Raw genomic sequence first — 21681 nt, 5'->3', positions numbered from 1 at the left:
CCCCCACAGAAGGAGCACTCGTCATGGGAATCTTCGGGCGTCGCAAGAGCCGCGAGGAGCGGGCCGCCGAGATCGCGGGCCAAGTGGCCAGCGGCAAGGGTTTCTACGGCCGGACGACCCGCGCGTTCCTCGGCAACGAGGACTTCGCCAGGGTTCAGCAGTCGATCGGCGCCTACAACTCGGGCCTCGCGGTACAGCAGTTGCTCGCCGCCGGAGCGCCGACCATCACCGCCGTCGTCGTGTCGATCGGCGACACGGGCCAACTGGTCAACCACGACCCGGTCGTGGACCTGGTCGTGCAGCCGGCCGGGCGGACCGACCGGATCGCCCTTCAGACGGTCGTGTCGAAGCTGCGCATCCCCCGCACCGGCGACCAGGTACTGCTGGTGGCGGACCCGGCCCACCCCGGCGCCTACCTCTACGCGGGCGACGGTGTCACCCCGTGACGCAGGGGCCGTTCCTCGAAGTGCCGTTGACCGACTCCGCGCTGCTCTCCTTCGACGGCCGGGTGCTGGAGGTGTTCGGCTACACCGACGCCGCCCGCTACCACGTCTGGGAGGAGCCCCGGATCCAGTTCCGCACCGGCCGCCTCCGCCGCCTGACGATCACCACCAAGCACGGCAGAAGCCACTCCCTCCTCTACGACGCCCACCGCCTTCCCGATCTCCAAGTGCTGGCGGAGCGGCTGGAGTCGACGGGGCGGCCGGACCCGGAGCACTGACATGACCGACGACGGAGCCCGCCCTGATCCGCCGCTCACGCTGATCGACCGGGTCGGCCGACGGGACGCGGCGTCCCTGTATGTCACCGCCGCGACGATCACCCTGTGCGGCCCGGTCATGCTCGGCTTCGCCGTTCTCACCGACGCCGAACTCATGGTCATCGGCGCCGTGTTCACGATCGTCTTCGTCCCCGTGGGCCTGGGGCTCTGGGGCAACACGGTCGTAGGCAGAGAGCACAACCGGCGGCTCGACGCCGTCGGGATACCGGCGACCGCCGAGATCACCGACCTGACCGACGTCGACTGGAGCGGCGAGGAATCCGGCGTCGAGGTCGGGCTGCGGGTCAGCGGGCCGGGACTGCGGACGTTCGAGACGACCTGGCGACGAACCCACCACCCCGGCCTGCGCGTTGGCCGCCGCCTCGACGCCGTGGTGGACCTGTCCGGCGGCCGGTTCCGCGTCGACTTGTGAGCGAGCCCTTGAGGGAGAGACGGAGAAGGAGGGGGCATGCGGAGCTATACGAGGGTGTTTGTGGGGCAGTTGCTGCTCACCGCGGTCTGCTGTTCGGCGGGCCTGTTCTTCCTCCTCGTCGGGTACTCCGCGTGGAGCGAGGCTCCCGGCTGGGGCTGGCCGGTGCTCCTGTTCGCGATCGGGCTGGTCGTCACGGTTCTGATCCCCTTCGTGGCGACCACCGCCACGCGCCAGATGTTCCCCCGGATCACGCGCGGGCACCGCGTCAAGGGTGGCCGTACCTCGTACGAGGACGACACCTTCGTGATGTGGGCTCCCAAGTCCCCAGAGGGCTCCGCGCAGGCGCGGTTGACGCGGGCCGACGTACTGGAGGCGTCACTGTCCCGGTACTGCCCCGACGGCGAGTCGACCTTCACGACCCACTACGGCAACTACACCCCGGACGAGTTCACGCCGCTGATCAGGCTCAGACTGCGGGTGCACGAAGCCGGGGACACGGAACCGGCCAACGCCTTCGAGGTCACGGGCGAGTGGCGGGTGCCGTCGCTGTGCCTCTCGGCGATCACGGCGGGCCGCCTGGTCGTCCTCGTCGACCCCGCCGCTCCGGGGGCCGAGCGAACGGTCACCCCGCACTGGCCGCGCAGCGCCCTGCTCGCCGGCACGCGCACCTGCCGGGTGACAGACCTCGAAGGCCGAACGACGTTCGTGACACGGCGAGTTGAACGCCAGCTCCGGCAGATGCGCATCTCCCGGGAGGCCGGAGGCGTCGTGATGAACGGCGACACGATCGACCTCCGGCGCCTGGACCCGCACACGGCGGCACGCTACGCCGCCGTCGCCGAGCGGGACCGTACTCATCCCGAGGCACCGGCACCGGTGAGCGAACCGGGCGAGGAAGCCCGCCGACTCGCGGACCAACTCCCGGGTGAGGAGGGGACGTTCGGCTCGTCCGGCCGTGGATGGTCGCGCCGGGGCGGTGTCCTGGTGCGTGCCCGTTTCCTGGAGATGCGCGCCCGGACCACCTTCCAGGACCACGGCCCCGTCCTGGACACGGTCCTGCGCATCCAACCCCCGGACGGCACACCACCGTTCGACGCCGCCCGCCGCCTCACGGTCCCCATGAACTACCTGACCGCCCTCCACCGCACGAAGGAGGCAGTCCTCAGCGCCAGCCCCAACGGCGTCTCCTACGACGTCGACTGGGCCCGCACGAACCTCCTCGCGGGCATCACCGAGGCCAAGGTCATCACCCCCGACGGCCGTGAACTCCCTTTGGCGGGACGCCCCGACACCATCTGGGCCCTGATGAACCTGCTCGCCTCCCACGGCCTCTCGAACCCGAGCCCGGTTCTCGACCTGCGCAAGCGCCGGATGAGGGAGGTGGCGGATGTCCTGCTGGAGGTCTGCGCGAAGTCCGGCTAGGGGCAGGACTCCCCGACTTTGACCACGGAGCACCGCACGGTCACGCCAACCCGCCGTTGGCGAACAGTACTTGGCCGTTGATCCAGCGGGCGGGCCCGGCCAGGAAGGCGACCGACTCGGCGATGTCGTCCGGGGTGCCCAGGCGTTCCAGTGGGGCGGCCTTGGCGAGGTTCTCGATCGTGGTGTCGTCCTTGCCGTCGAGGAAGAGGGGGGTGGCGGTCGGGCCGGGGGCGACCGCGTTGACGGTGATGTCCTTGCCGCGCAGCTCGCGGGCCAGTACCAGGGTCATCGCCTCGACCGCGGCCTTGCTCGCCACATAGCCGCCGTACGTCGGGAACTTGGTGCGGGTGACGGTGGTCGAGAAGTTGATGATCGCGCCGCCCGCGCGCACCCGGCGGGCCGCCTGCTGGGAGACGACGAACGTGCCGCGGATGTTGGTGCGGTGCATGCGGTCGAGGTCGTCGAGGTCCATGGTGGCGATGGGGGACAGGGCCATGATCCCGGCGGTGTTCACGACCACGTCGATGCCGCCGAACGCGGCCTCGACCGCGTCGAACGCGGCAGCCATCGCGTCCTCGTCGGCGACGTCACCGCCGACCGGGATCGCCCGGCCGCCGGCCGCGACGATCGCGGCGACCGTCTCGTCCGCCCTGGCCTTGTTGCCGGCGTAGTGCACGCCGACCGCGATGCCGTCGCGGGCCAGTCGCTCGGAAACGGCGCGGCCGATGCCGCCGGAGCCGCCGGTGACCAGGGCGACGCGGGTGGAGGTGTCGGTGTCAGTCATGGTGAGGGCCCTTCCGGGTGGTGGAGGCGGGGATCTGCGTGAGCCACTGCCCGAGCAGGGCCGACTCCGCGGAGGTGAACGGTTCGGGGGTGAGGTCGTCGAGGGACGAGAGCAGCGTGGTCGCGGCCGCGGCGCGGGTGTCCGCGGCCGTGGTGTCCGCCGCGGGGTCGAGCAGGATCGCCTGGTGGATCGCGTCGCGGACCAGCCTCGACAGGCCGGGGTCCGGATACAGCGTGGGACGGGTGATGAGGGACAGGGACACCCCGGTGTTGGCCGCCATGACCATGCGTGCCGCGATCTCGGGTGCGACACGGAGACGTCCCTGCGCGGCGAGCCGATCGAGGTCCCCGCGGAGGATGCGCATCGCCTCCTCGGCCGCGGCGGGCACGGAACGGAGCGCCGGGGCGAACATCAGCTTGTAGGCGTTGGGGTGCGCCAGCGCGAACGCCGTGTGGCTGTCCCAGCCGGCCCGGAGGTCCCGCAGCGGGTCCTCGGACTTCTCGGCGGCCCGCTTCGTCTCCAGGTACTGATCCCAGACGTGGTCGACGGTCGCCGCGAGCAGCCCGTCCTTGTCGCCGAACAGCCGGTACAGCACGGGCTGTTGGACCCCCGCCGCCTCGCACACCGCTCGCGTCGAGACGTCGCCGCTCGGCGACTGGGCGATCAGCTCCGCCGCCGCCTCGATTATCAGCGATCTCGTATTCATGTAATCGACGATAACAGGGATTGGTATCGCTGACAACATTCTGCTGTTAGCGGCGAAAACACGCTGGCGGGAACGAGAAAGCGAAGGGGCGCCCCCGCCGTATCTCGTGGATACGGCGGGGGCGCCCCTCGGCGCCGTGCGGACTCAGGACTGCACGGCGAGCTGGAAGGACTGCGCGGTGGAGCCGTCGCAGGTCCGTTGGGTGAGCTGGACGCTGTTGGTCGCCGCCGTGGGGGCGGTCAGGCACTTGCCGCTGTGCCGGGCGACGAAGTGGTAGCGCCCGCTGGTCTCCTTCACGGGCTGCCACTGCTGGTTCGTGCCACCGGAGTAGGCCCACAGCTGCAACGGCGCGTTGTCCGCCGTCGAGCGGTCGGTCACGTCGATGACCTGTGCGGGGTTGCCGCGCGCGGTGATCTCCATGTACCCGCTGTCGGTGGAGCGGAACTGGTACTGCTGCGCCGCCGTACCGTTGCAGGCGTACTGCTGGATCGCCGTGCCGTTGGCCGTGGCCGCCGAACGGGCGTCGACGCAGGTGCCGTTGCCGCCGTTCTGCACGGCGTACCAGGACGTCTCGGAGATCGGGGTGTCCGTCGGAGGCGTCGAAGTGCCGCCCCCGCCGAGCCACTTGAGGCCGTTCAGCAGGAACTGGTTCTGGGTCGGGCTCGCGAACGTCGACGACAGGCGGGTGTTGGTCGTGTAGTTCATCGCGTTGTGGCCGAAGTTCGCGTACAGCATCTTGTACTTCGTGTTGGTCCAGATGATGGGGTAATACCCGCTGTACCAGGACTGGTTGGGGTCCGTGCCGACCGGGAAGCTGCTCGGGTCGATCGACGCGAGGATCTTGATGTCCGGGTTCTGCCGCAGGTCGTTGGACCAGCTGTACCACTCGCTGACCGACGAGGTGAACGTGGCCGGCAGATTGGCGGTGGGCGGGATCGAGTGGTCCTCCACCTTCAGGGTCACCGCGGTCGGACCCCAGGTGTTGGACACGAAGTTCCCCGAGCCGAGGAACGTGTTGTGGTACCAGGACCAGCCCGCCGCGTCCGTGGTGAAGGCGGAGACATGGAAGCCCATGAAGCCGCCGCCGTTTCTCATGTACGTCTCGAAACCGCTGCGTTGGGCGGACGTCTGCGGCAGGTCATCGAGGAACAGCACGACTTGGTAGGCGTTGACCCCGCCGTTGGCGAGCAGGTCCCAGTTGGTGCTGGAGGTGTAGGTGAAGCCGTTCGCCGCGGCCTGCTGCGGGAACCAGACGTTCGCCTCCTTCTCGAAGTCGATGTGCGCCGCGTCGTACGTACCGCTGTACAGGGCGAGCACCTTGAACGGCGTTGCCGCGGTGCTCGCGTGGGCGGCGGGCGGTGCCACCACGAAGCCCAGCACCGTCGCGAGGAGGAGCAGGACCCGCAGGACCACGCGGGTGGAACCGGATCTGATGGTGGTGTTCATCGGGGGAATGATCCTTTCCGTGCGGTCTACGGGTAGGTGGTCAAGTAGGCGACGTTGTTAGTGGAGTTGGACGGTCCGCCGGTGCTGTTGATGATGTGGCTGATCGTGCCGACCCCGCCCAGCGAGACGGTCACCATGTCGTGGAACCTGACCCCGGACACGCTCGGCACCTCGAAGGCGTGGTCGGCGACCACGCTCGAATTGCTGCTGAAGTAGCAGTAGCTGCCAAGTCCCCACGCCTCATGGCTGGTGACGTTGGCGGCGACTTTGTAGGCGGGATAGCCCTTGCCGCTGCCGTTCATCCACGAGGCCTGGTTCGGCGGGTCGTAGGGCATCTCGTTCTGGAAGAAGTAGGTCCGGCCGCCGTTGCCGTTCCAGACGACCTGGGTCTTCTGGAAGTGCTCGACGAAGAGGCCGTACGCCGTGACGTTGGCGCCGTTGACGATCAGTCCGGTGTCGGCGGTGTTGGTGGTCCAGCCGACCGTGCCGGAGTTGCCGTGGTCGGCCCGCCAGATCCAGGTGTGGTCGATGATCGTGTTGGCGCTGTTGACCACGAGGGAGTTGGTGGCCTTGCCGACGGTGGCGCCGCCGATGCGGACGAAGACATCGGACAGCTGCGTCGGGTCGGACGCGTGGGAAGCGGTGGAACCGGACGGGCCGATCTGCACCAGGGTCCCGGAGTTGGTGGTGCCCGCGTCGATCAGCAGGCCCGCCAGCTCGATGCCGTCCACGTCGGCGGTCGAGATCGCGGTGATCCCGCCGTCCGGCACGAAGGTGGCGAGGCCCATGCCCAGCACGACGGTGTCGGGGCGGGTGATGTTGAGCGTCTGGTTGAGGTGGTAGACGCCCGGGGTGACCAGCAGGTTCTTGCCGGCCGCGAGGGCGGTGTTCATGTCCGCCGCGGTCGCGCCGGGCTTGACGATGTAGAACTGGTCGATCGGCAGGGACTTGCCCGCCGGGGTCTTCCCGCTCCACGTCGTACCGACGGCGTTGGACTGCAACCCCGGTACGAACACCTGGTAGTTGCCCGCGCTGTCGACGTACAGGAAGGGCTTCTCGCGGATCGTGGGGGAGCTGGCGACGTTGGTGTACGTCGGGAAGGACTGGGCGGGTGCGCCCTGGTCGCCGACGAAGACCATGTTCCAGTTGGAGCCGGACCAACTGCCCATCGTGGAGTTCCTGGTGAGGAACTGCTGCTGGGAGCCGGACTGGATCTGGCCGTCGACCTTGGTGTCCGAGATGAAGCCGCCGCTGGACCAACCGCCGTCGTCCAGCGCCAGGTTGCCGCGCACGTGCATGCGCCGGTACGGGGCGGCCTGCGAGACGGCCCAACGGTCGGTGCCGCCCGTGGGGTTGACCGACAGGTTCTCGGCGTCGCGCCAGAAGTTCTGCGTCGCGTTGCCCTGGAACCAGTCGGCCTCCGCGTGCACCGCGCCGTTGATGGTTACGTCGTCCGGCGAGAGGCCGAGGCCGGCGACCTGCGTGTAGAAGCCGACGTTGGCGTTCGCGCTGTACGTGCCCGGCTTGAACAGCAGGGCCTGGCGGGCCGAGCCGAACTGGTTGGTCTGCTGCTGGTTGAAGACCGAGTCCAGCTTGGACTGGATGCTGGACGCCGACATCGACGGGTCGAACACCGTCACGTTGGGGCCGAAGTCCGGGGTGCCCGGCGGGTTCGTCGAGACCGTGCCGAGCGTGAAGGACTGCGCTGCGGTGCCGTTGCACGTGTACTGCGCGAGCTGCACGCTGTCGGCGGTGGAGGCGCTCGGGACGTCCAGACACTTCCCGCTGTTGCGGTTGACGAAGTGGTAGGCGCCGTTCGCCTCGGCGACGGGCAGCCACTGCTGGTTGGCACCGCTGGAGTACGTCCACAGCTGGACGGGCGCCGAGTCGGCGGTCGAGACGTCGGTGACGTCCCAGGCCTCGGCGCCGTTCAGATTGCTGTTCACCCGGTAGTAGCCGCCGTCGGTGGCGGTCAACTGCCAGTTCTGCGCGGTGCTTCCGTTGCACGTGTACTGCTGGACGGCCGTGCCGTCGGCACTCGCGGCCGAGCGGGCGTCGACACACTTGCCGCTGCCCTTGTTGACCACGGTCGTGTAGCCGGTCGGGATCGCGGCGGCCGCGGTGCCCGCCGCGCTCGCCGAGCCCTGCGCGGCGAACTCGATGCCGGTCACGGTGGTCGCCACGAGGGCGATCGCCGTGAGCGCTCTCGGCACGGGATGGCGTACGGACAGTCTCTTCCGTCTGAGCACGGATTCTCCTGTGGTGATGGGGGGTTGGGGCAGCGAGGTCGGAGGGGGCGTCCGTCAGCCGGTGTACTGGGCGAAGATGCTGGTGAACTGCCAGTTGCTCTGGCTCACGCCCGAGCACGTGTCGTCGTTCGGGTAGGCACCGGAGCAGGGCCGGTCACGGTTGGCCGACCAGAACGTCAGCCGCGCGAGGTGGTGCGCCTGCGCGTAGCCGAGGATGGTCTGGAAGTCGGCGGTGGTGACGGTCTCGTTGTCGTCGGTGATGCCGTTCATGGACGAGATGCCCATGTCCCGGTAGGCAGCGTCGTCGCTGTAGCCGTACGCGTTCTTCAGCGCGGTCTTCAGGCCCTCGGCGGCCCGCTGGGTGAGCGTGCCCATGTTCTGGCCGGCGCCGCCGAAGTCGAACGGCATGATCGTCCAGGCGTCCACGGTCAGCCCGGAGGACGCGGCACGGTTGATGAGGCTCGTGTCCGGACCGCTCTGCCCGGTGCCGATGGTGACGTACACCTTGAGGCCCGGGTTGTTGGCCTTGACGGTCTTCAGCGCGTCCACGGTCCGCTGCTGCACGGTCCCGTTGCTGTACGCGTCGGCCTCGATGTCGATGTCGATGGCCTTCAGCGAGTAGGCGCTGATGACCTTCTGGTACGCCGCCGCCAGCTCGCCCGCGCTGGAGCAGGAGCTCTCCAGCTTGTTGCCGCTGTAGCCGCCGAAGGACGGGACGACGTCACCGCCGCCCGCCCGCACGGTGTTGATGGTCTGCTGGTCGACGCCGCCGGTCAGCGCCCGTCCGCCGTCCCACTGCGGGTTGCAGTAGCCGTTGCTCAGCACGAACGCCAGCGTGAACCACTTCACGCCGGTCGCGTTCATGACAGTCGTAGGGCTGGGCGGGTTTCCCCAGCCGTTGTACAGGTAGGGGGCCACGGCCATCGGGGAGTTCGTGGGCGGGGTCGTGCCGCCGCCGGAGGGTGCGGTCCACTTCTGGTTGGCGGCGCCGGTGCAGGTCCAGATCTGGGTGCGGGTGCCGTTGGCCGTGGAACTGCCGGTGACGTCAAGGCACTTGTTGGCCGCCGGGTTCACGATGTCGTGCGCGGCGGAGACCGTCCACTGCTGGTTGGCGCTGCCGCCGCACGTCCACAGCTGGAGCTGGGCGCCGTTGGCCGTCGAATTGCCGGTGACGTCGAGGCACTTGCCGAGGGCCCTGATGGTGCCGTCGGACCCGACCGTCCACTGCTGGGCGGCCGTTCCGTTGCAGTCGTAGATCTGTACGGCGGTGCCGTCGGCGGAGCTCGCGCCGGCCACGTCGAGACACTTGCCGCCGAGGCCGGTGATGGTGCCGGTGGCGGCCGAGGCGGAGGGGGCTGCGAGGGTGCCGACGGCGGTGAGGCCGAGGGAGAGCGCGATGGCGCAGCGGAGGGCGAGGCGTTGCATGACGAGGGCCCTTTCGTCCTGGGGTGGGGGGTGGACGCCGCCGGCTGTGGGGGCGGTGAGAGGTGAACACGAGTGTTCACATATGTGATCGCTGAATGCATCCATGGGAGGTCTGCTGGCTGGTGAACCTAAAGGTCTGCACCAAAGCCGTCAAGAGGTGCGACCGGATAAGTGCCGGGAGGCGTCGGTGAGTTGAGAAGTTGTAGGCGAAGGAAAAGAAATCACCAGGACCATTGAGCGGCCGGGCTCCACAGGTCACACTGTGCAGGCTTCGTGATGATCGTCGGAACGTGCGTCGGAGGAGCCATGAGCGCAGCGGGGACGACAGAGGTCGCGGTCCGGCACATACTCAGCGACAAGGTCACCGGCGGGCTCCTCACGCCGAAGACGCGCACGATCACCTGGTCCGCCGCGCACTACACGCTCAAGCGGCCCCCGTCGGGCAAGCACACGGTGGAGCTGACCTGCACCGAGTGCTCGGCGTCCCTGCTGGCCGAGGTCCGCGACCAGGCCACCACCCGCAGGCTCGCGACCGTCATGCTGGTCGTCGCGGCCGTGTGCCTGGTCGCCTTCTTCGCCGCCCTCGCCTACGCCGTCCACGAAGGCGGCAAGACCCTTCCCGAGGGCCAGTCGCTCCCCGTCCTCTTCCCGATCAGCGTCGTCACCGTCTTCGTGGCCTTCGTCGCCGCGCCGACGTTCTACCTCCGCGGCCGGTACTACAACGGCGTCAGCATGCTCGACGCCCCCAAGCCGCGCCGCGGCCACCAGATCAGGCCGGTGCGGGCGGGGCGGTCGCGCGTACGAACTCGCTGATGAGCCCGGCCAGTTGGACGGGCTGGTCCAGCGGGAGCAGCGTGTAGCCGTCGGCCACCTCCACCAGCCTTCCCTGAGGCAGGAGTTCGGCCAGCCGGCGCCCGTGCTCGCGCGGCATCACCCGGTCCTCGCTCGCCCACACCACGAGTGCGGGGCGATCGAACTCGCCGAGTCGCAGGGCGGTTTGCTCCAGCAGACGGCGCCCGTCCGCCGCCGCCGCGCGCAGCACCCGTACGGCGTCACGGCGGATCTCCGGCTGCCGCCTGACCGGCTCCGTCCAGTGCGCGGTGACCGCGTCCCCGCGCTTGGTCAGCCACCCGAAGGCGAGCGGGAGGCGGCGCAGCGCGCGCACCCGCATCTGCCGCATGAACTGCCCGAACAGCCACGGTGAGAGGCGCCCCGCGAGCACGAGCGTGCGGCCCGTCAGCCCCGGGGGGAAGTTGTCGAACGCCTCGCAGGAGACCAGCACCGCCCGGCCCACGCGCGCGGACCCCTCGGCCATCAGCAACTGCGCCAGCGCGCCGCCGGTGTCGTTCCCGACGAGCGTGACATCCCGCAGGTCAAGCCGGTCGAGGAGTTCGGCGACGAGCCGGGCCACCCCGGGCAGCGACAGATCGGCGTCCGCGCGCATCGGGTGGCGGTGCGCGCCGAGGGGGAGGGTGGGGGCCACGCACCGGTGTCCGGCGGCCAGTTGCGCGATCGGGGCCTCCCACAGCGAGGCGTCCATCAGCAGCCCGTGCAGCAGCACCAGGACGGGACCGTCGCCGCCCGTGTCCTCGTAGGCGACGGGCCCGGCGGAGAGTTCGATCAGGTGCTGTGTGGTCGTCCGGGCCGGTTCGGTCCTGGTCATGAGCGCCTCCCGTGAGTGTCTGCACTCAAGAGGGCGGCGAGGGGCGGAAGTGTGACACCGGCGTCGGCGGGTGACCCGCCGACGCCGGTGCCCGGCCGACCGTCAGGCGTTCGGGTCGAAGGAGATCCCGGACGGCTTCGCGATGGACAGGGCGTAGTTGAAGTCGACGTCCCTGATCTTCAGGGTGGCCGAGCCGAAGTCGGCGGCCAGCAGCTTGTCCTTGAGGCCGGCCGGGTAGCCGTTCCAGCCCACCAGGCGCGGGTAGAACCAGTTGCCGGTGGCGTTCTCCGCGGGCTCGTCGTTCGTGTTGGCGAAGCGGAAGTCGTGCGAGCCGATGCCGTCCTTGTGGTAGACGATCTTGGGGTGCGTGCCGTCGAAACGCACCCCCGAGGCCGCCGACACCTGGTACGAGGAGTGCTGCGACACCGACACGTACTGCACCGTGTTGTCCTTGATCCACACGACGACGTGCTCCCAGTCGTGGGTGTGTCCGATCGCCGCCGGACCCAGGGTGACCTGGTCCTTCTCGAAGTAGCTGGCGTACATCACCGCGCACCAGCCGTTGTTGCACTTCTCGCGGGAGTACGTGTTGGAGTTGTTCAGCTGCGCCAGGTCGTGGCAGTGCCCGTTGACGTCGCCGCCGAGCTTCAGCCCGGGGTTGATGGTGCCGTCGGTGCCGATGGCGGCCGTGGCGTAGCAGCCGTCGCCGTCGTAGTCGTAGGCCGGGGAGAAGGTCTGCTCCAGGCCGTCCGCGTTCTGCGGGAGCGCGGTCAGTACGGAGGCCTGGGCGGCCGTCGCCTGCCCGACCACGAGGGCCAGCGCACCGAGGACGGTGACGACGGCGGAGCGGCGAAGGCGCCGGCTCCGGGGCTTGGCGGTGCTGTCGGTGGGGGGTGTCAGTTCAGGCACGCCGACTCCAGTTCTTGGCTGTGGGGGCGCTACTGGATGCGCCAGGTCCAGACCTTCGCAGGCGGGTGTGTGCACGTCAACACCCGTGCGGTGTACGGATCTTGGCCCATCGCTGAATTCTGTCGCGCCCCCCGGCGCCCCCGCGCCGCACTCCGGAAACGGCTCGTCGGCCGTCCGCGGAGGTCACCCCTCCGATCGGTCGGGAAGGTCCGGAAGGTCGTCGAGGAAGTCCGCCGAAGGGACGTAGAAAAGACTTCCGGTGACGGCCGTGGAGAAGTCGAGGATGCGGTCGTGGGACGCGGAGTCGGTGCCCAGGAACATGTTGCGCAGCATCTGCTCGGTGACCGAGGGCGTCCGCGCGTACCCGATGAAATACGTGCCGAACTCGCCCTGGGCCGCGCTGCCGAACGGCATGTTGTCGCGGAGGATCTTCCGCTCGGTGCCGTCCGGGCCGGTGATGACGTTCAGCGCGAGGTGCGAGTCGGCCGGCTTGACGTCGTCGTCCATCTCCATGTTGGTCAACTTGCTGCGCCCGATGACCCGTTCCTGCTGCTCCACCGGCAGCGCGTTCCAGGCCGCCATGTCGTGGACGTACTTCTGCACGATCACATAGCTGCCGCCCGCGAACTCCGGGTCCTCGCCGCCGACGACCACCGCCTCGCGGGCCACCTGCCCGACGGGGTTCTCCGTGCCGTCGACGAAGCCCAGCAGGTCCCGCACGTCGAAGTACTGGAACCCGGACACCTCGTCCCGCACGGTGACCGCGCCACTCAGCCGGCCCATGATCGCGGTGGCCAGCTCGAAGCACAGGTCGGCCCGTACGGCCTTGATGTGGAAGAGCAGGTCGCCGGGGGTGGAGACGGCACGGTGGCGGTCGCCGACGAGTTCGCGGAACGGGTGCAGCTCGGCGGGGCGCGGGCCGCCGAACAGCCGGTCCCACACCTCCGAGCCGATACCGGTCACACAGCTGAGCCGTCCGTCCGGCGCGCGGAACCCGACGGACCGCGTCAACCCGGCCAGATCCTCCAGGAGTTGGCGCACCGCGTCCTCGCCGCCGGGCTCCACGGTGACGACGAGGAAGGTCGCGCTGGGGGTCAGCGACTCCAGTACCGCCTGCGTGGTCGGGATGGTTCCCTCGCCGCCGACGCTGCCGTCCGTGCCCTCGACCGAGCCGTCAACTGTCATGTACTCCACGCCTCCGCTGTGTTCTGGGAGGTACCGGCCGGCACCTCCAGCGTCAGCCGAGTTTCCCAGTCCGCGCGTCCTGCCACAGATCCACCCCGCCGTCGACGGCGTACGAGTCGATCTCCGTCAGCTCCTCCTTGCTGAAGTCGAGGTTGTCCAGCGCGGCCACGTTCTGTTCGAGCTGCTCGGTGCGGGACGCGCCGATGACCAGCGAGGTGACCCGCTCGTCGCGCAGCGCCCAGGCGAGCGCCATCTGGGCGAGGGTCTGCCCGCGCCGGGCCGCGATGTCGTTCAGCGCGCGCAGCCGGCGCACCATGTCGTCGGTCAGCCAGCCCGCGTCGAAGGACGTGCCCTGCGAGGCCCGCGACCCCTCCGGGATGCCGTCCAGATACCGCCCGGTCAGCAGCCCCTGCGACAGCGCGGTGAACCCGATGACCCCGAAGCCCTCGTCCCGCGCGACATCGAGCAGCCCGTCGTCCTCGATCCACCGGTTGAGCATGTTGTACGACGGCTGGTGGATGAGGAGCGGAGTGCCCAGGTCACGGAGGATCGCGGCGGCCTCACGGGAGCGCTCGGCGTCGTAGGACGAGATGCCGACGTAGAGCGCCTTGCCCTGGCGGACGGCGGTGTCCAGCGCGCCCATCGTCTCCTCGAGCGGGGTGCCCGCGTCGAGGCGGTGGGAGTAGAAGATGTCCACGTAGTCCAGGCCCGTGCGCTTCAGCGACTGGTCGAGCGAGGCGAGGAGGTACTTGCGGGAGCCGCCGCCCTGGCCGTACGGACCGGGCCACATGTCCCAGCCGGCCTTGGTGGAGACCACCAGCTCGTCCCGGTACGGCGCGAGGTCCTGCTTCAGCAGCCGGCCGAAGTTGGCCTCGGCGGCGCCGTAGGGCGGGCCGTAGTTGTTCGCCAGGTCGTGGTGGGTGATGCCGAGGTCGAAGGCGCGCAGCGCGATCTCCCGCTGCGTCTCGAACGGCCGGTCGTCACCGAAGTTGTGCCAGTAGCCCAGCGACAGCAGGGGCAGGTCGAGCCCCGAGCGGCCGGTGCGGCGGTAGCGCATGGTGCCGTTGTAGCGCTCAGGATCTGCGACGTGGTTCATCCGGGGCTCTCCGCGAGGTGCATGAGGGGGCGGTGCGGCCGGCGGTGGCCGACATGCCTACTGTGCCCCTGCGCGAATTCCGCGTCCAACCGTTCCCCGCCATCGGATTCAGCAGCGCCGTCACTGAATCCACAGGCGGCCCACTCACCGCACCGCCCGCCTCCGGCAGCCCAAGTGCGGCCGGAGGAGCCGGCGCCGGCGAGGTTCGCAAAGGTGTATCGCGGGAACGCGCGGTCGCCGGCACCACCCGGGACCGCTCCACACCGCCCACCCCGTGACGTCACCAAACTTGAACTGTTTGTTTTCTTGAATCATTCGTGTTTATGGCTGTAGGTTGATCGGCATGACCGCATCCCAGCCACCGACCACCGCTGAGGAGCTGCGCGGTGCCGGACTGCGGGTGACGGCAGCCCGCGTCGCGCTGCTCGAGACCGTCCGGCACGGTGACCACCTCGATGTCGAAGGGGTCGCCTCCGGCGTCCGTGACCGCGTAGGACACATATCGCTCCAGGCCGTCTACGACGCGCTGCACGCGCTGACCTCGGCCGGACTCATACGCCGTATCGAACCGGCCGGCAGTCCCGCCCGCTTCGAAGGACGTGTCGGCGACAACCACCACCACCTCATGTGCAGGTCGTGCGGTGTCGTCGCCGATGTCGACTGCGCGGTCGGCGAGGCACCCTGCCTGACCGCCGCCGACGACCAAGGTTTCTCGATCGACGAGGCCGAGGTCATCTACTGGGGCCTGTGCCCCGCCTGTACCGACGCCCCCCGTACCTGAATCACGTGTTCCCCCAGTTCGGAAGGATTCCCATCCATGTCTGAGAACCACGACGCAATCGTCACGGACGCGAAGTCGGAGGACGCAGGGGGCTGCCCCGTCGCGCACGGGCGCGCCGCGCACCCCACCCAGGGCGGCGGCAACCGTCAGTGGTGGCCCGAGCGCCTCAACCTGAAGATCCTCGCCAAGGACCCGGTCGTCGCCAACCCGCTCGGCGCGGACTTCGACTACGCCAAGGCGTTCGGCGCCCTCGACCTGGCCGCCGTCAAGCAGGACATCGCCGAGGTGCTGACCACCTCGCAGGACTGGTGGCCGGCGGACTTCGGCAACTACGGCCCGCTGATGATCCGTATGGCCTGGCACAGCGCCGGCACCTACCGCATCAGCGACGGCCGCGGCGGTGGCGGCCGCGGCCAGCAGCGCTTCGCGCCGCTGAACAGCTGGCCGGACAACGGCAACCTGGACAAGGCCCGCCGTCTGCTGTGGCCCGTCAAGAAGAAGTACGGCCAGTCCATCTCCTGGGCCGACCTCATGATCCTCACCGGCAATGTGGCGCTGGAGACGATGGGCTTCGAGACCTTCGGCTTCGCCGGCGGCCGTGCCGACGTCTGGGAGGCCGACGAGGACGTGTACTGGGGCCCCGAGACCACCTGGCTCGACGACCAGCGCTACACCGGCGACCGTGAGCTGGAGAACCCGCTCGGCGCCGTCCAGATGGGCCTCATCTACGTCAACCCCGAGGGCCCGAACGGCAACCCGGACCCGCTGGCCGCGGCCCGCGACATCCGTGAGACCTTCCGCCGCATGGCGATGAACGACGAGGAGACCGTCGCCCTCATCGCCGGTGGCCACACCTTCGGCAAGACCCACGGCGCCGGCCCGGCCGACGCGGTCGGCGACGACCCCGAGGCCTCCCCGCTGGAGCAGCAGGGCCTGGGCTGGAAGTCCACCTACGGCACCGGCAAGGGCGGCGACGCGATCACCTCCGGCCTCGAGGTGACCTGGACCACCAAGCCCACCCAGTGGAGCAACGACTTCTTCGACATCCTCTTCGGCTACGAGTGGGAGCTGACCCAGAGCCCCGCCGGCGCCAACCAGTGGGTGGCCAAGGACGCCGAGGCGATCATCCCCGACGCGCACGACGCGTCGAAGAAGAAGCTTCCGACGATGCTCACCACCGACCTCTCGCTGCGCTTCGACCCGATCTACGGCGAGATCTCCAAGCGCTTCCACGAGAACCCGGCCCAGTTCGCGGAGGCCTTCTCCCGCGCCTGGTTCAAGCTGACCCACCGTGACCTGGGCCCGAAGTCCCTGTACCTCGGCCCGGAGGTCCCCGCGGAGACCCTGCTCTGGCAGGACCCGCTGCCGCAGGCCGAGGGCGAGGCCATCGACGCCGCCGACGTCACCGCCCTCAAGGCGAAGATCCTCGCCTCCGGCCTCACCGTCCCGCAGCTCGTGTCCACCGCGTGGGCTTCCGCCTCCACGTTCCGTGGCAGCGACAAGCGCGGCGGCGCCAACGGCGCCCGTATCCGCCTGGAGCCGCAGCGCGGCTGGGAGGCCAACGACCCCGACCAGCTCGCCTCCGTGCTGCGGGTCCTCGAGGGCATCCAGCAGGAGTTCAACACCGGCGCCAAGAAGGTCTCCCTGGCCGACCTGATCGTCCTCGGCGGTGCCGCCGCGGTCGAGAAGGCCGCCAAGGACGGCGGCGTCGACGTGGAGGTCCCCTTCACGCCGGGCCGTGTCGACGCCACCGAGGAACACACGGACGTCGAGTCCTTCGCCGCGCTGGAGCCGACCGCCGACGGTTTCCGCAACTACCTCGGCAAGGGCAACCGCCTGCCGGCCGAGTACCTGCTGCTCGACCGCGCCAACCTGCTCACGCTGAGCGCCCCCGAGCTGACCGTCCTCGTCGGCGGCCTGCGCGTCCTGGGCGCCAACCAGGGCCAGTCCACCCACGGTGTCCTCACGGACAGGGTCGGCACGCTGACCAACGACTTCTTCGTGAACCTGCTCGACCTGGGCACCGCGTGGACGTCGACCTCCGGGGACCAGCAGACCTTCGAGGCCCGCGACGCCTCCGGCGCCGTCAAGTGGACCGGCACCCGTGCCGACCTCGTCTTCGGCTCCAACTCCGAGCTGCGCGCGCTCGCCGAGGTCTACGCGAGCGACGACGCGAAGGAGAAGTTCGTGAAGGACTTCGTCGACGCGTGGGTCAAGGTCTCCAACCTGGACCGGTTCGACCTCGTCTGAGCCGAGGCTGAGCTGACGCCCGGTCCTGGTCCCACGGGAACGGACCACTGACGTCCGGGTCGGCCCTCACGGGTCGGCCCGGACGTTTCTCGTCCCCCGAACTCGACGCACAGGAGTGCACGTTCGTCACATAAGCTCCTCCGCATGAACGAGGGGGAGCCCGGCAGACGGGTCGTCGACGGCCGCTTCGAGCTGGAGTCCCGGCTCGGCGGCGGTGGCATGGGCACGGTGTGGCGCGCCCAGGACCTGCTGCTGCACCGCTATGTCGCGGTCAAGGAGGTCCGGCCGCCGGACATCGACCTCGCCGAGTACGACCCCGCCGCGGCCGAGCTGCTGCGGCAGCGGGTCCTGCGCGAGGCACGGGCACTGGCCCGGGTCGAGCACCCGAACGTGGTGACGATCCATCACATCGTCGACGGCGGCCCGGGCACCTACCCCTGGCTCGTCATGGAACTCGTCCAGGGCGGTTCGCTCGCCGACAGGCTGGCCCGCGGACCCATGTCCCCGGCGGAAGCCGCCCGGTTGGGCATCGGCGTGCTCGACGCCCTAGCCGCCGCGCACCAGGCGGGTGTCCAGCACCGGGACGTGAAACCGGCCAACGTCCTGCTGCGCACCGACGGCCGCCCCGTCCTCACCGACTTCGGCATCGCCGCGATCCGCGACGCCACCGCCCTCACCGCGACCGGCTCCATCATCGGCACCCCGGACTACATGGCCCCGGAACGCGTCTCCGGCCGCAGCGGCGGCCCCGCCGCGGACCTGTGGTCGCTGGCGATGATGCTGTACGTCGCCGTCGAGGGCCACCATCCGCTCCAGCGCGGTACGACCCTGGCCACGCTGGCCGCCGTACTCCAGGAGGACGTGCCCCCGCCGATGCGGGCGGGATCGCTGACGCCGGTGCTGTCCTGCGTGCTGGTCCGCGATCCCGAGGCGCGGCCGGACGCCGGGACGGTCGGCCGGATGCTCGCCGCCGCTGCCGGGGCCGGGCCCGAGGACCGGCGCCCCGAGACCACCTCCTACCGGATCGCCCCGCCGGTGCCCCCGCCGCTGCCGCCCACGAACGGCATGGTGACGACGACCGGTCGGCGCCGGCCGGTGAAGCGGAGCCGGGGCGTCGCGGTCGCCTCCAGCGTCGTGGGCGTCCTGCTGGTGGGGACGCTCGCCTGGAAGGTGCTGCCGGGGGGCAACGACAAAAACGACACGCGTGCGTCGTCCTCGGGGACCACCGGCCAGACGCGGCAGCAGACCACGCCCACCGCCTCGGCGAGCCAGAGCAGTGCCGCCGTGAAGACGCAGGACATGCTCACACCCGCCGGAATCCGCACCGCGATCAAGGCCTTCAAGGAGAAGACGGGCAGCGACCGTTTTGCCGACTTCTCCGTCTACCCGGGGTACGTCATCGCGGACGTGATGGTGAAGGGCAGTCAGACGAAGTTCCAGAACTACACCTACCGTTCCGGCACCGGCTTCGACCCGGACGGCGACAAGGGCCTTGTGGACGAAGGCGATCAGCCGGTGAAGCTGGACGATTTCAACTGGGACGCCGTACCCGCGTTGTTGAAGACCGCGAAGAAGGAACTGAAGGTCGACGAGCCGACGGGCCGGTACCTGTTGCTGCGGGTGCCGAACACCTACGACGGCACGGTGGCGGGCATGGCGATCTATCTGAGCGACGACTACGGCGCCGGCGGCTACCTGGAGGCCAACACCAAGGGCACCGTGACCAGGGTGATGCCGTCCGACGGGTAGGTTCACCCGGTGCCCACCTTGCTGATCGTGCATCACACGCCCTCGCCCCACTGCCAGGCGATGTTCGAGGCCGTCGTCTCCGGGGCGACGGCACCGGAGATCGAGGACGTGCGCGTCGTACGGCGTGCCGCGCTGTCCGCGACCGCGTCGGACGTGCTGGAAGCCGACGGACTGCTGCTGGGCACGCCCGCGAACCTCGGGTACATGTCCGGGGCGCTGAAGCATTTCTTCGACCAGATCTACTACCCGTGCCTGGACGAGACCCGCGGGCGGCCCTTCGGCTACTACGTGCACGGCGGGAACGACGTGACCGGAGCCGTGCGCAGCATCGAGTCGATCACCACCGGGCTGGGCTGGCGGCGGGCCGCGGAACCCGTGACGCTGACCGGCGAGCCGGACCGGGCCGGAGTCGAGGCGTGCTGGGAACTCGGGGCGACGATCGCCGCCGGACTGGAGGCCTGAGCGGGCCGCCGCCACCCGTTTGGACCCCGCGGAGTGTCGTGACCCCCCGGAGGTCCCGCAGCGTGGAGGGACATGCCCCTCTGAGTGACAGGAGTTCTTCATGAGGAAGCGTCTGACGGCCGCGGTCGGTCTGGCGGGTGCGGCGTTGCTGCTGTGCGCCGGTACGGCGAGTGCGGACCCCGACCCCACCGGTGCTGCCGTCGACAGCCCGGGCGTGCTCTCCGGCAACGTCGTCCAGGTGCCGGTCGACCTCGACCTGAACCTGTGCGGCAACTCGATCGACCTCATCGGTCTGCTGAACCCCGCGTCGGGCAACCACTGCCAGAACTCGGACTGACGAGCCGCACCGTGAACGAGCCGCGGGCCCTGTGCCCGCGGCTCGTTCCGTGTGTCAGGGGACGTCGGTCAGCCGGTGCAGGGGAGTGCCGTGCGCCCAGCGCCGCAGCCGTGAGCCGTCGATCAGCTGGATGCCGCCCTGCCGCCGTGCCCACTGGACGTCCCGCCGGCTGAAGGTGCCCCGGTGGACGACGAGCCGGAGGTGCGGGCCTTCGCCGGGCGTGCGGGCGGAGCGCGTCGGTGTGTCCTCGTCGGGCAGCGGTTCCGCGACCGGCCGGAAGGCCACGTCCAGCCGGTGACCGAGCCGGTTGCGCGCCCGGACCCGGGGCAGGCCCTGCGCGTCGGGCCTGGCCAGCGCCCGCCAGCCGTCCCGGCGCAGCATCCGGGACACGGCCAGGGCGAGCCCCTCCACGTCCAGTTCGGCGATCTCGTCGGGCGTGTAGTAGCCGAGGCGGCGACGCGCCAGCGGCCGGTTGTGCCGGACCACGGCCACCGTGATCACCGCGAGCAGCGCCAGGCCGCCGGCGAGTGCTCCGGTGCCGAGGGTGCGGTACGCGACGGCGAGCCCGGCCACGATCCCGCACACGACGAGGACGACCGCGACGAGGGCGGGCAGCACCTCGTGCAGTGCGGGGCCGTATCGTCCCTGGGCGCGCAGCGCACGGATCGCCTCCCGGCGACGGGAGCGCTGCGACTCATGCTTCTCGTGTCTCCGCGGCCTCTGCGGCAACAGAGCCAACTCCCCCCACCCCCAAGCGCGTTGACGCCTGCGGTAGGGATACCCGCCGGACGTGGTCCACGTGCGCGGGGACGGGAACCGGCCACCAAACCGGCCGAACTGTTTCGGCGGGGTGCCGTGACCCTTCGGGCAGCGAACTCGTCCCTCCACACCTCTGGCCTCCGGGACTTACCGACCGGTATACAAGGCCAGTTGAACGAGAGACGACCGCAGCGGGTGTGTCCCGTCGCGCCGTCTCGGACCTGGGGGAGGAACTCCATGAAGCGTGAGACGCATCAGGCCACGACGGCACACCAGCGCGGCAGGGCCGTGGCGGTCGCGGCGGCGGTCAGCGGCTGCGCCCTCGTCGTCGCGTCGGCGGCACCCGCGGCGGCGCACAACTCCGGCCAGGGGAACGGCCGTTCGACGCAGTACGTGGCGCTCGGGGATTCCTACACCTCGGGCCCGTACATCCCGACCCAGGTCGACGCCAACTGCGCCCGCTCCGACCACAATTACCCCTCGCTGGTGGCGGCGGACCGCAGAGGGACCGTGCTCAAGGACGTGAGCTGTAGCGGGGCGACGACCGCCGAGATGTGGAAGGCACAGGGCACGAACGGACCCCAACTCGACGCCGTGCAGCGGAACACGAACCTGGTGACGCTTCAGATAGGCGGCAACGACATCGGGTTCAGCACCATCATCGGCACCTGCGCCAAGCTCAGCGCCACGGACCTCACCGGCAACCCCTGCCAGCGCTACTACAACTCCTCCGGCGCCGACCAGCTGGTGCTGAGCATCCTCGACACCGCGCCCAAGGTCTCCAAGGTGCTGCGGGCCGTGCACAAGAAGGCACCGCACGCGCGCGTGGTCGTCGTCGGCTACCCCGACCTGCTGCCCGACGACGGCAGCGGCTGCTACCCCTCGGTCCCGTTCGCCGCCAAGGACTTCCCCTACCTCCGCGACACCGGCAAGCGCCTCAACCTGATGCTCCGCGTGGTCGCGGCCCTCAACGGCGCCGAGTACGTCGACACCTACGGTCCGACCGTCGGCCACGACATGTGCCAGGCGCCCGCCGACCGCTGGATAGAGCCCTTGCAGCCCGCCTCCCCGGCGGCTCCGGCGCACCCCAACGCGAAGGGTGAGGCGGCCATGGCGGGCGCGGTGCTGAAGCGGCTGGACCGGCACCACCGGCACTGACGAACAGCCGCGGCCCGGGTTTTCCACAGGCGGAGGGGGTGTACTCGCTAAAGACGCCCCTGACGAGGAAAGATGGGGGCCGTACGCGAAGCGGTTCGACACGGAGG

At 69.9% G+C, this 21681-nt stretch carries 21 protein-coding genes; 11 read left to right on the top strand and 10 right to left on the bottom strand.

Annotation, left to right across the window (positions count from 1 at the left end; translation table 11 throughout):
• The first annotated feature begins 23 nt into the window (after positions 1–23).
• The 4 genes from ACIRB1_RS00345 to ACIRB1_RS00330 are packed head-to-tail and all read left to right on the top strand — an operon-like array spanning position 24 to position 2615.
• Positions 24–446 (top strand): hypothetical protein, encoded by a 423-nt coding sequence (locus ACIRB1_RS00345; protein ID WP_403463948.1) that lies wholly within the window; start codon positions 24–26, stop codon positions 444–446.
• Positions 443–721: a hypothetical protein gene (locus tag ACIRB1_RS00340; RefSeq protein ID WP_403463947.1), complete on the top strand. Its 279-nt coding sequence runs from the start codon at positions 443–445 to the stop codon at positions 719–721. The genes ACIRB1_RS00345 and ACIRB1_RS00340 overlap by 4 nt, the downstream gene beginning before the upstream one ends.
• A gap of 1 nt (position 722) precedes the next feature.
• Positions 723–1193 (top strand): hypothetical protein, encoded by a 471-nt coding sequence (locus ACIRB1_RS00335; protein ID WP_403463946.1) that lies wholly within the window; start codon positions 723–725, stop codon positions 1191–1193.
• A 36-nt stretch (positions 1194–1229) separates the two neighbouring features.
• Entirely contained in the window at positions 1230–2615 is a 1386-nt protein-coding gene (locus tag ACIRB1_RS00330; RefSeq protein WP_403463945.1) for a hypothetical protein, read from the top strand.
• 40 nt (positions 2616–2655) lie between these two features.
• Here ACIRB1_RS00330 and ACIRB1_RS00325 read toward each other — a convergent pair whose 3' ends face one another.
• The 5 genes from ACIRB1_RS00325 to ACIRB1_RS00305 form a co-directional block, all read right to left on the bottom strand.
• Positions 2656–3399, bottom strand: a complete 744-nt coding sequence (locus ACIRB1_RS00325) for an SDR family oxidoreductase (RefSeq protein WP_403463944.1) — start codon at positions 3397–3399, stop codon at positions 2656–2658.
• Positions 3392–4105: a TetR/AcrR family transcriptional regulator gene (locus ACIRB1_RS00320; protein WP_352178377.1), complete on the bottom strand. Its 714-nt coding sequence runs from the start codon at positions 4103–4105 to the stop codon at positions 3392–3394. The genes ACIRB1_RS00325 and ACIRB1_RS00320 overlap by 8 nt, the downstream gene beginning before the upstream one ends.
• 144 nt (positions 4106–4249) lie before the next feature.
• A complete protein-coding gene (locus ACIRB1_RS00315) occupies positions 4250–5551 on the bottom strand; it encodes a ThuA domain-containing protein (protein WP_403463943.1) in 1302 nt (433 codons plus the stop codon).
• Positions 5552–5577: 26 nt separating this feature from the next.
• Positions 5578–7800: an RICIN domain-containing protein gene (locus ACIRB1_RS00310; RefSeq protein ID WP_403463941.1), complete on the bottom strand. Its 2223-nt coding sequence runs from the start codon at positions 7798–7800 to the stop codon at positions 5578–5580.
• 54 nt (positions 7801–7854) lie between these two features.
• Positions 7855–9225, bottom strand: a complete 1371-nt coding sequence (locus tag ACIRB1_RS00305) for a lectin (protein WP_403463940.1) — start codon at positions 9223–9225, stop codon at positions 7855–7857.
• A 306-nt stretch (positions 9226–9531) separates the two neighbouring features.
• Here ACIRB1_RS00305 and ACIRB1_RS00300 point away from each other — a divergent pair, with 306 nt between their 5' ends.
• Positions 9532–10038 carry a hypothetical protein gene (locus ACIRB1_RS00300; RefSeq protein WP_352178381.1) on the top strand — a complete coding sequence of 169 codons (507 nt, stop codon included), beginning with the start codon at positions 9532–9534 and terminating at the stop codon, positions 10036–10038.
• Here ACIRB1_RS00300 and ACIRB1_RS00295 read toward each other — a convergent pair.
• The 4 genes from ACIRB1_RS00295 to mgrA all read right to left on the bottom strand — a co-directional run bounded on the left by ACIRB1_RS00295 (position 9995) and on the right by mgrA (position 14078).
• Complete coding sequence (locus tag ACIRB1_RS00295) at positions 9995–10888, bottom strand: alpha/beta fold hydrolase (RefSeq protein WP_403463939.1); 894 nt, start codon at positions 10886–10888, stop codon at positions 9995–9997. The two genes, ACIRB1_RS00300 and ACIRB1_RS00295, sit on opposite strands and share 44 nt — an antisense overlap.
• Positions 10889–10990: 102 nt before the next feature.
• The gene (locus ACIRB1_RS00290; protein WP_403464869.1) at positions 10991–11788 is read right to left on the bottom strand and encodes an NPP1 family protein; all 798 of its coding nucleotides are present in this window, start codon (positions 11786–11788) and stop codon (positions 10991–10993) included.
• Between the two features lie 192 nt (positions 11789–11980).
• Positions 11981–12982 carry a Dyp-type peroxidase gene (locus tag ACIRB1_RS00285; RefSeq protein ID WP_403463938.1) on the bottom strand — a complete coding sequence of 334 codons (1002 nt, stop codon included), beginning with the start codon at positions 12980–12982 and terminating at the stop codon, positions 11981–11983.
• Positions 12983–13034: 52 nt separating this feature from the next.
• The gene (mgrA, locus tag ACIRB1_RS00280) at positions 13035–14078 is read right to left on the bottom strand and encodes an L-glyceraldehyde 3-phosphate reductase (protein WP_352178384.1); all 1044 of its coding nucleotides are present in this window, start codon (positions 14076–14078) and stop codon (positions 13035–13037) included.
• A gap of 343 nt (positions 14079–14421) precedes the next feature.
• On the opposite strand from mgrA, the gene ACIRB1_RS00275 reads away from it, so the two are divergent.
• From ACIRB1_RS00275 to ACIRB1_RS00255, 5 genes are all read left to right on the top strand, one after another.
• Positions 14422–14859 carry a Fur family transcriptional regulator gene (locus tag ACIRB1_RS00275; protein WP_328826604.1) on the top strand — a complete coding sequence of 146 codons (438 nt, stop codon included), beginning with the start codon at positions 14422–14424 and terminating at the stop codon, positions 14857–14859.
• A 36-nt stretch (positions 14860–14895) separates the two neighbouring features.
• A complete protein-coding gene (gene katG, locus ACIRB1_RS00270) occupies positions 14896–17109 on the top strand; it encodes a catalase/peroxidase HPI (RefSeq protein WP_403463937.1) in 2214 nt (737 codons plus the stop codon).
• Positions 17110–17253: 144 nt separating this feature from the next.
• Complete coding sequence (locus ACIRB1_RS00265; RefSeq protein WP_403463935.1) at positions 17254–18858, top strand: serine/threonine-protein kinase; 1605 nt, start codon at positions 17254–17256, stop codon at positions 18856–18858.
• 9 nt (positions 18859–18867) lie between these two features.
• Positions 18868–19320 (top strand): flavodoxin family protein, encoded by a 453-nt coding sequence (locus ACIRB1_RS00260; protein ID WP_403463934.1) that lies wholly within the window; start codon positions 18868–18870, stop codon positions 19318–19320.
• Positions 19321–19420: 100 nt separating this feature from the next.
• A complete protein-coding gene (locus ACIRB1_RS00255; RefSeq protein ID WP_352178388.1) occupies positions 19421–19657 on the top strand; it encodes a chaplin in 237 nt (78 codons plus the stop codon).
• A 54-nt stretch (positions 19658–19711) separates the two neighbouring features.
• On the opposite strand, the gene ACIRB1_RS00250 is transcribed toward ACIRB1_RS00255, so the two are convergent.
• Positions 19712–20386, bottom strand: coding sequence for a hypothetical protein (locus ACIRB1_RS00250; protein WP_403463932.1), 675 nt, complete (start codon positions 20384–20386; stop codon positions 19712–19714).
• A gap of 267 nt (positions 20387–20653) precedes the next feature.
• On the opposite strand from ACIRB1_RS00250, the gene ACIRB1_RS00245 reads away from it, so the two are divergent.
• Complete coding sequence (locus ACIRB1_RS00245; RefSeq protein WP_403463930.1) at positions 20654–21574, top strand: SGNH/GDSL hydrolase family protein; 921 nt, start codon at positions 20654–20656, stop codon at positions 21572–21574.
• The last annotated feature ends 107 nt before the right edge of the window (positions 21575–21681 follow it).

Source organism: Streptomyces sp. NPDC096013, assembly GCF_044763565.1.
GTDB lineage: Bacteria > Actinomycetota > Actinomycetes > Streptomycetales > Streptomycetaceae > Streptomyces.
The sequence above is the reverse complement of the archived record's forward strand: the minus strand, read 5'-3'. Positions and strand labels throughout refer to the sequence as shown.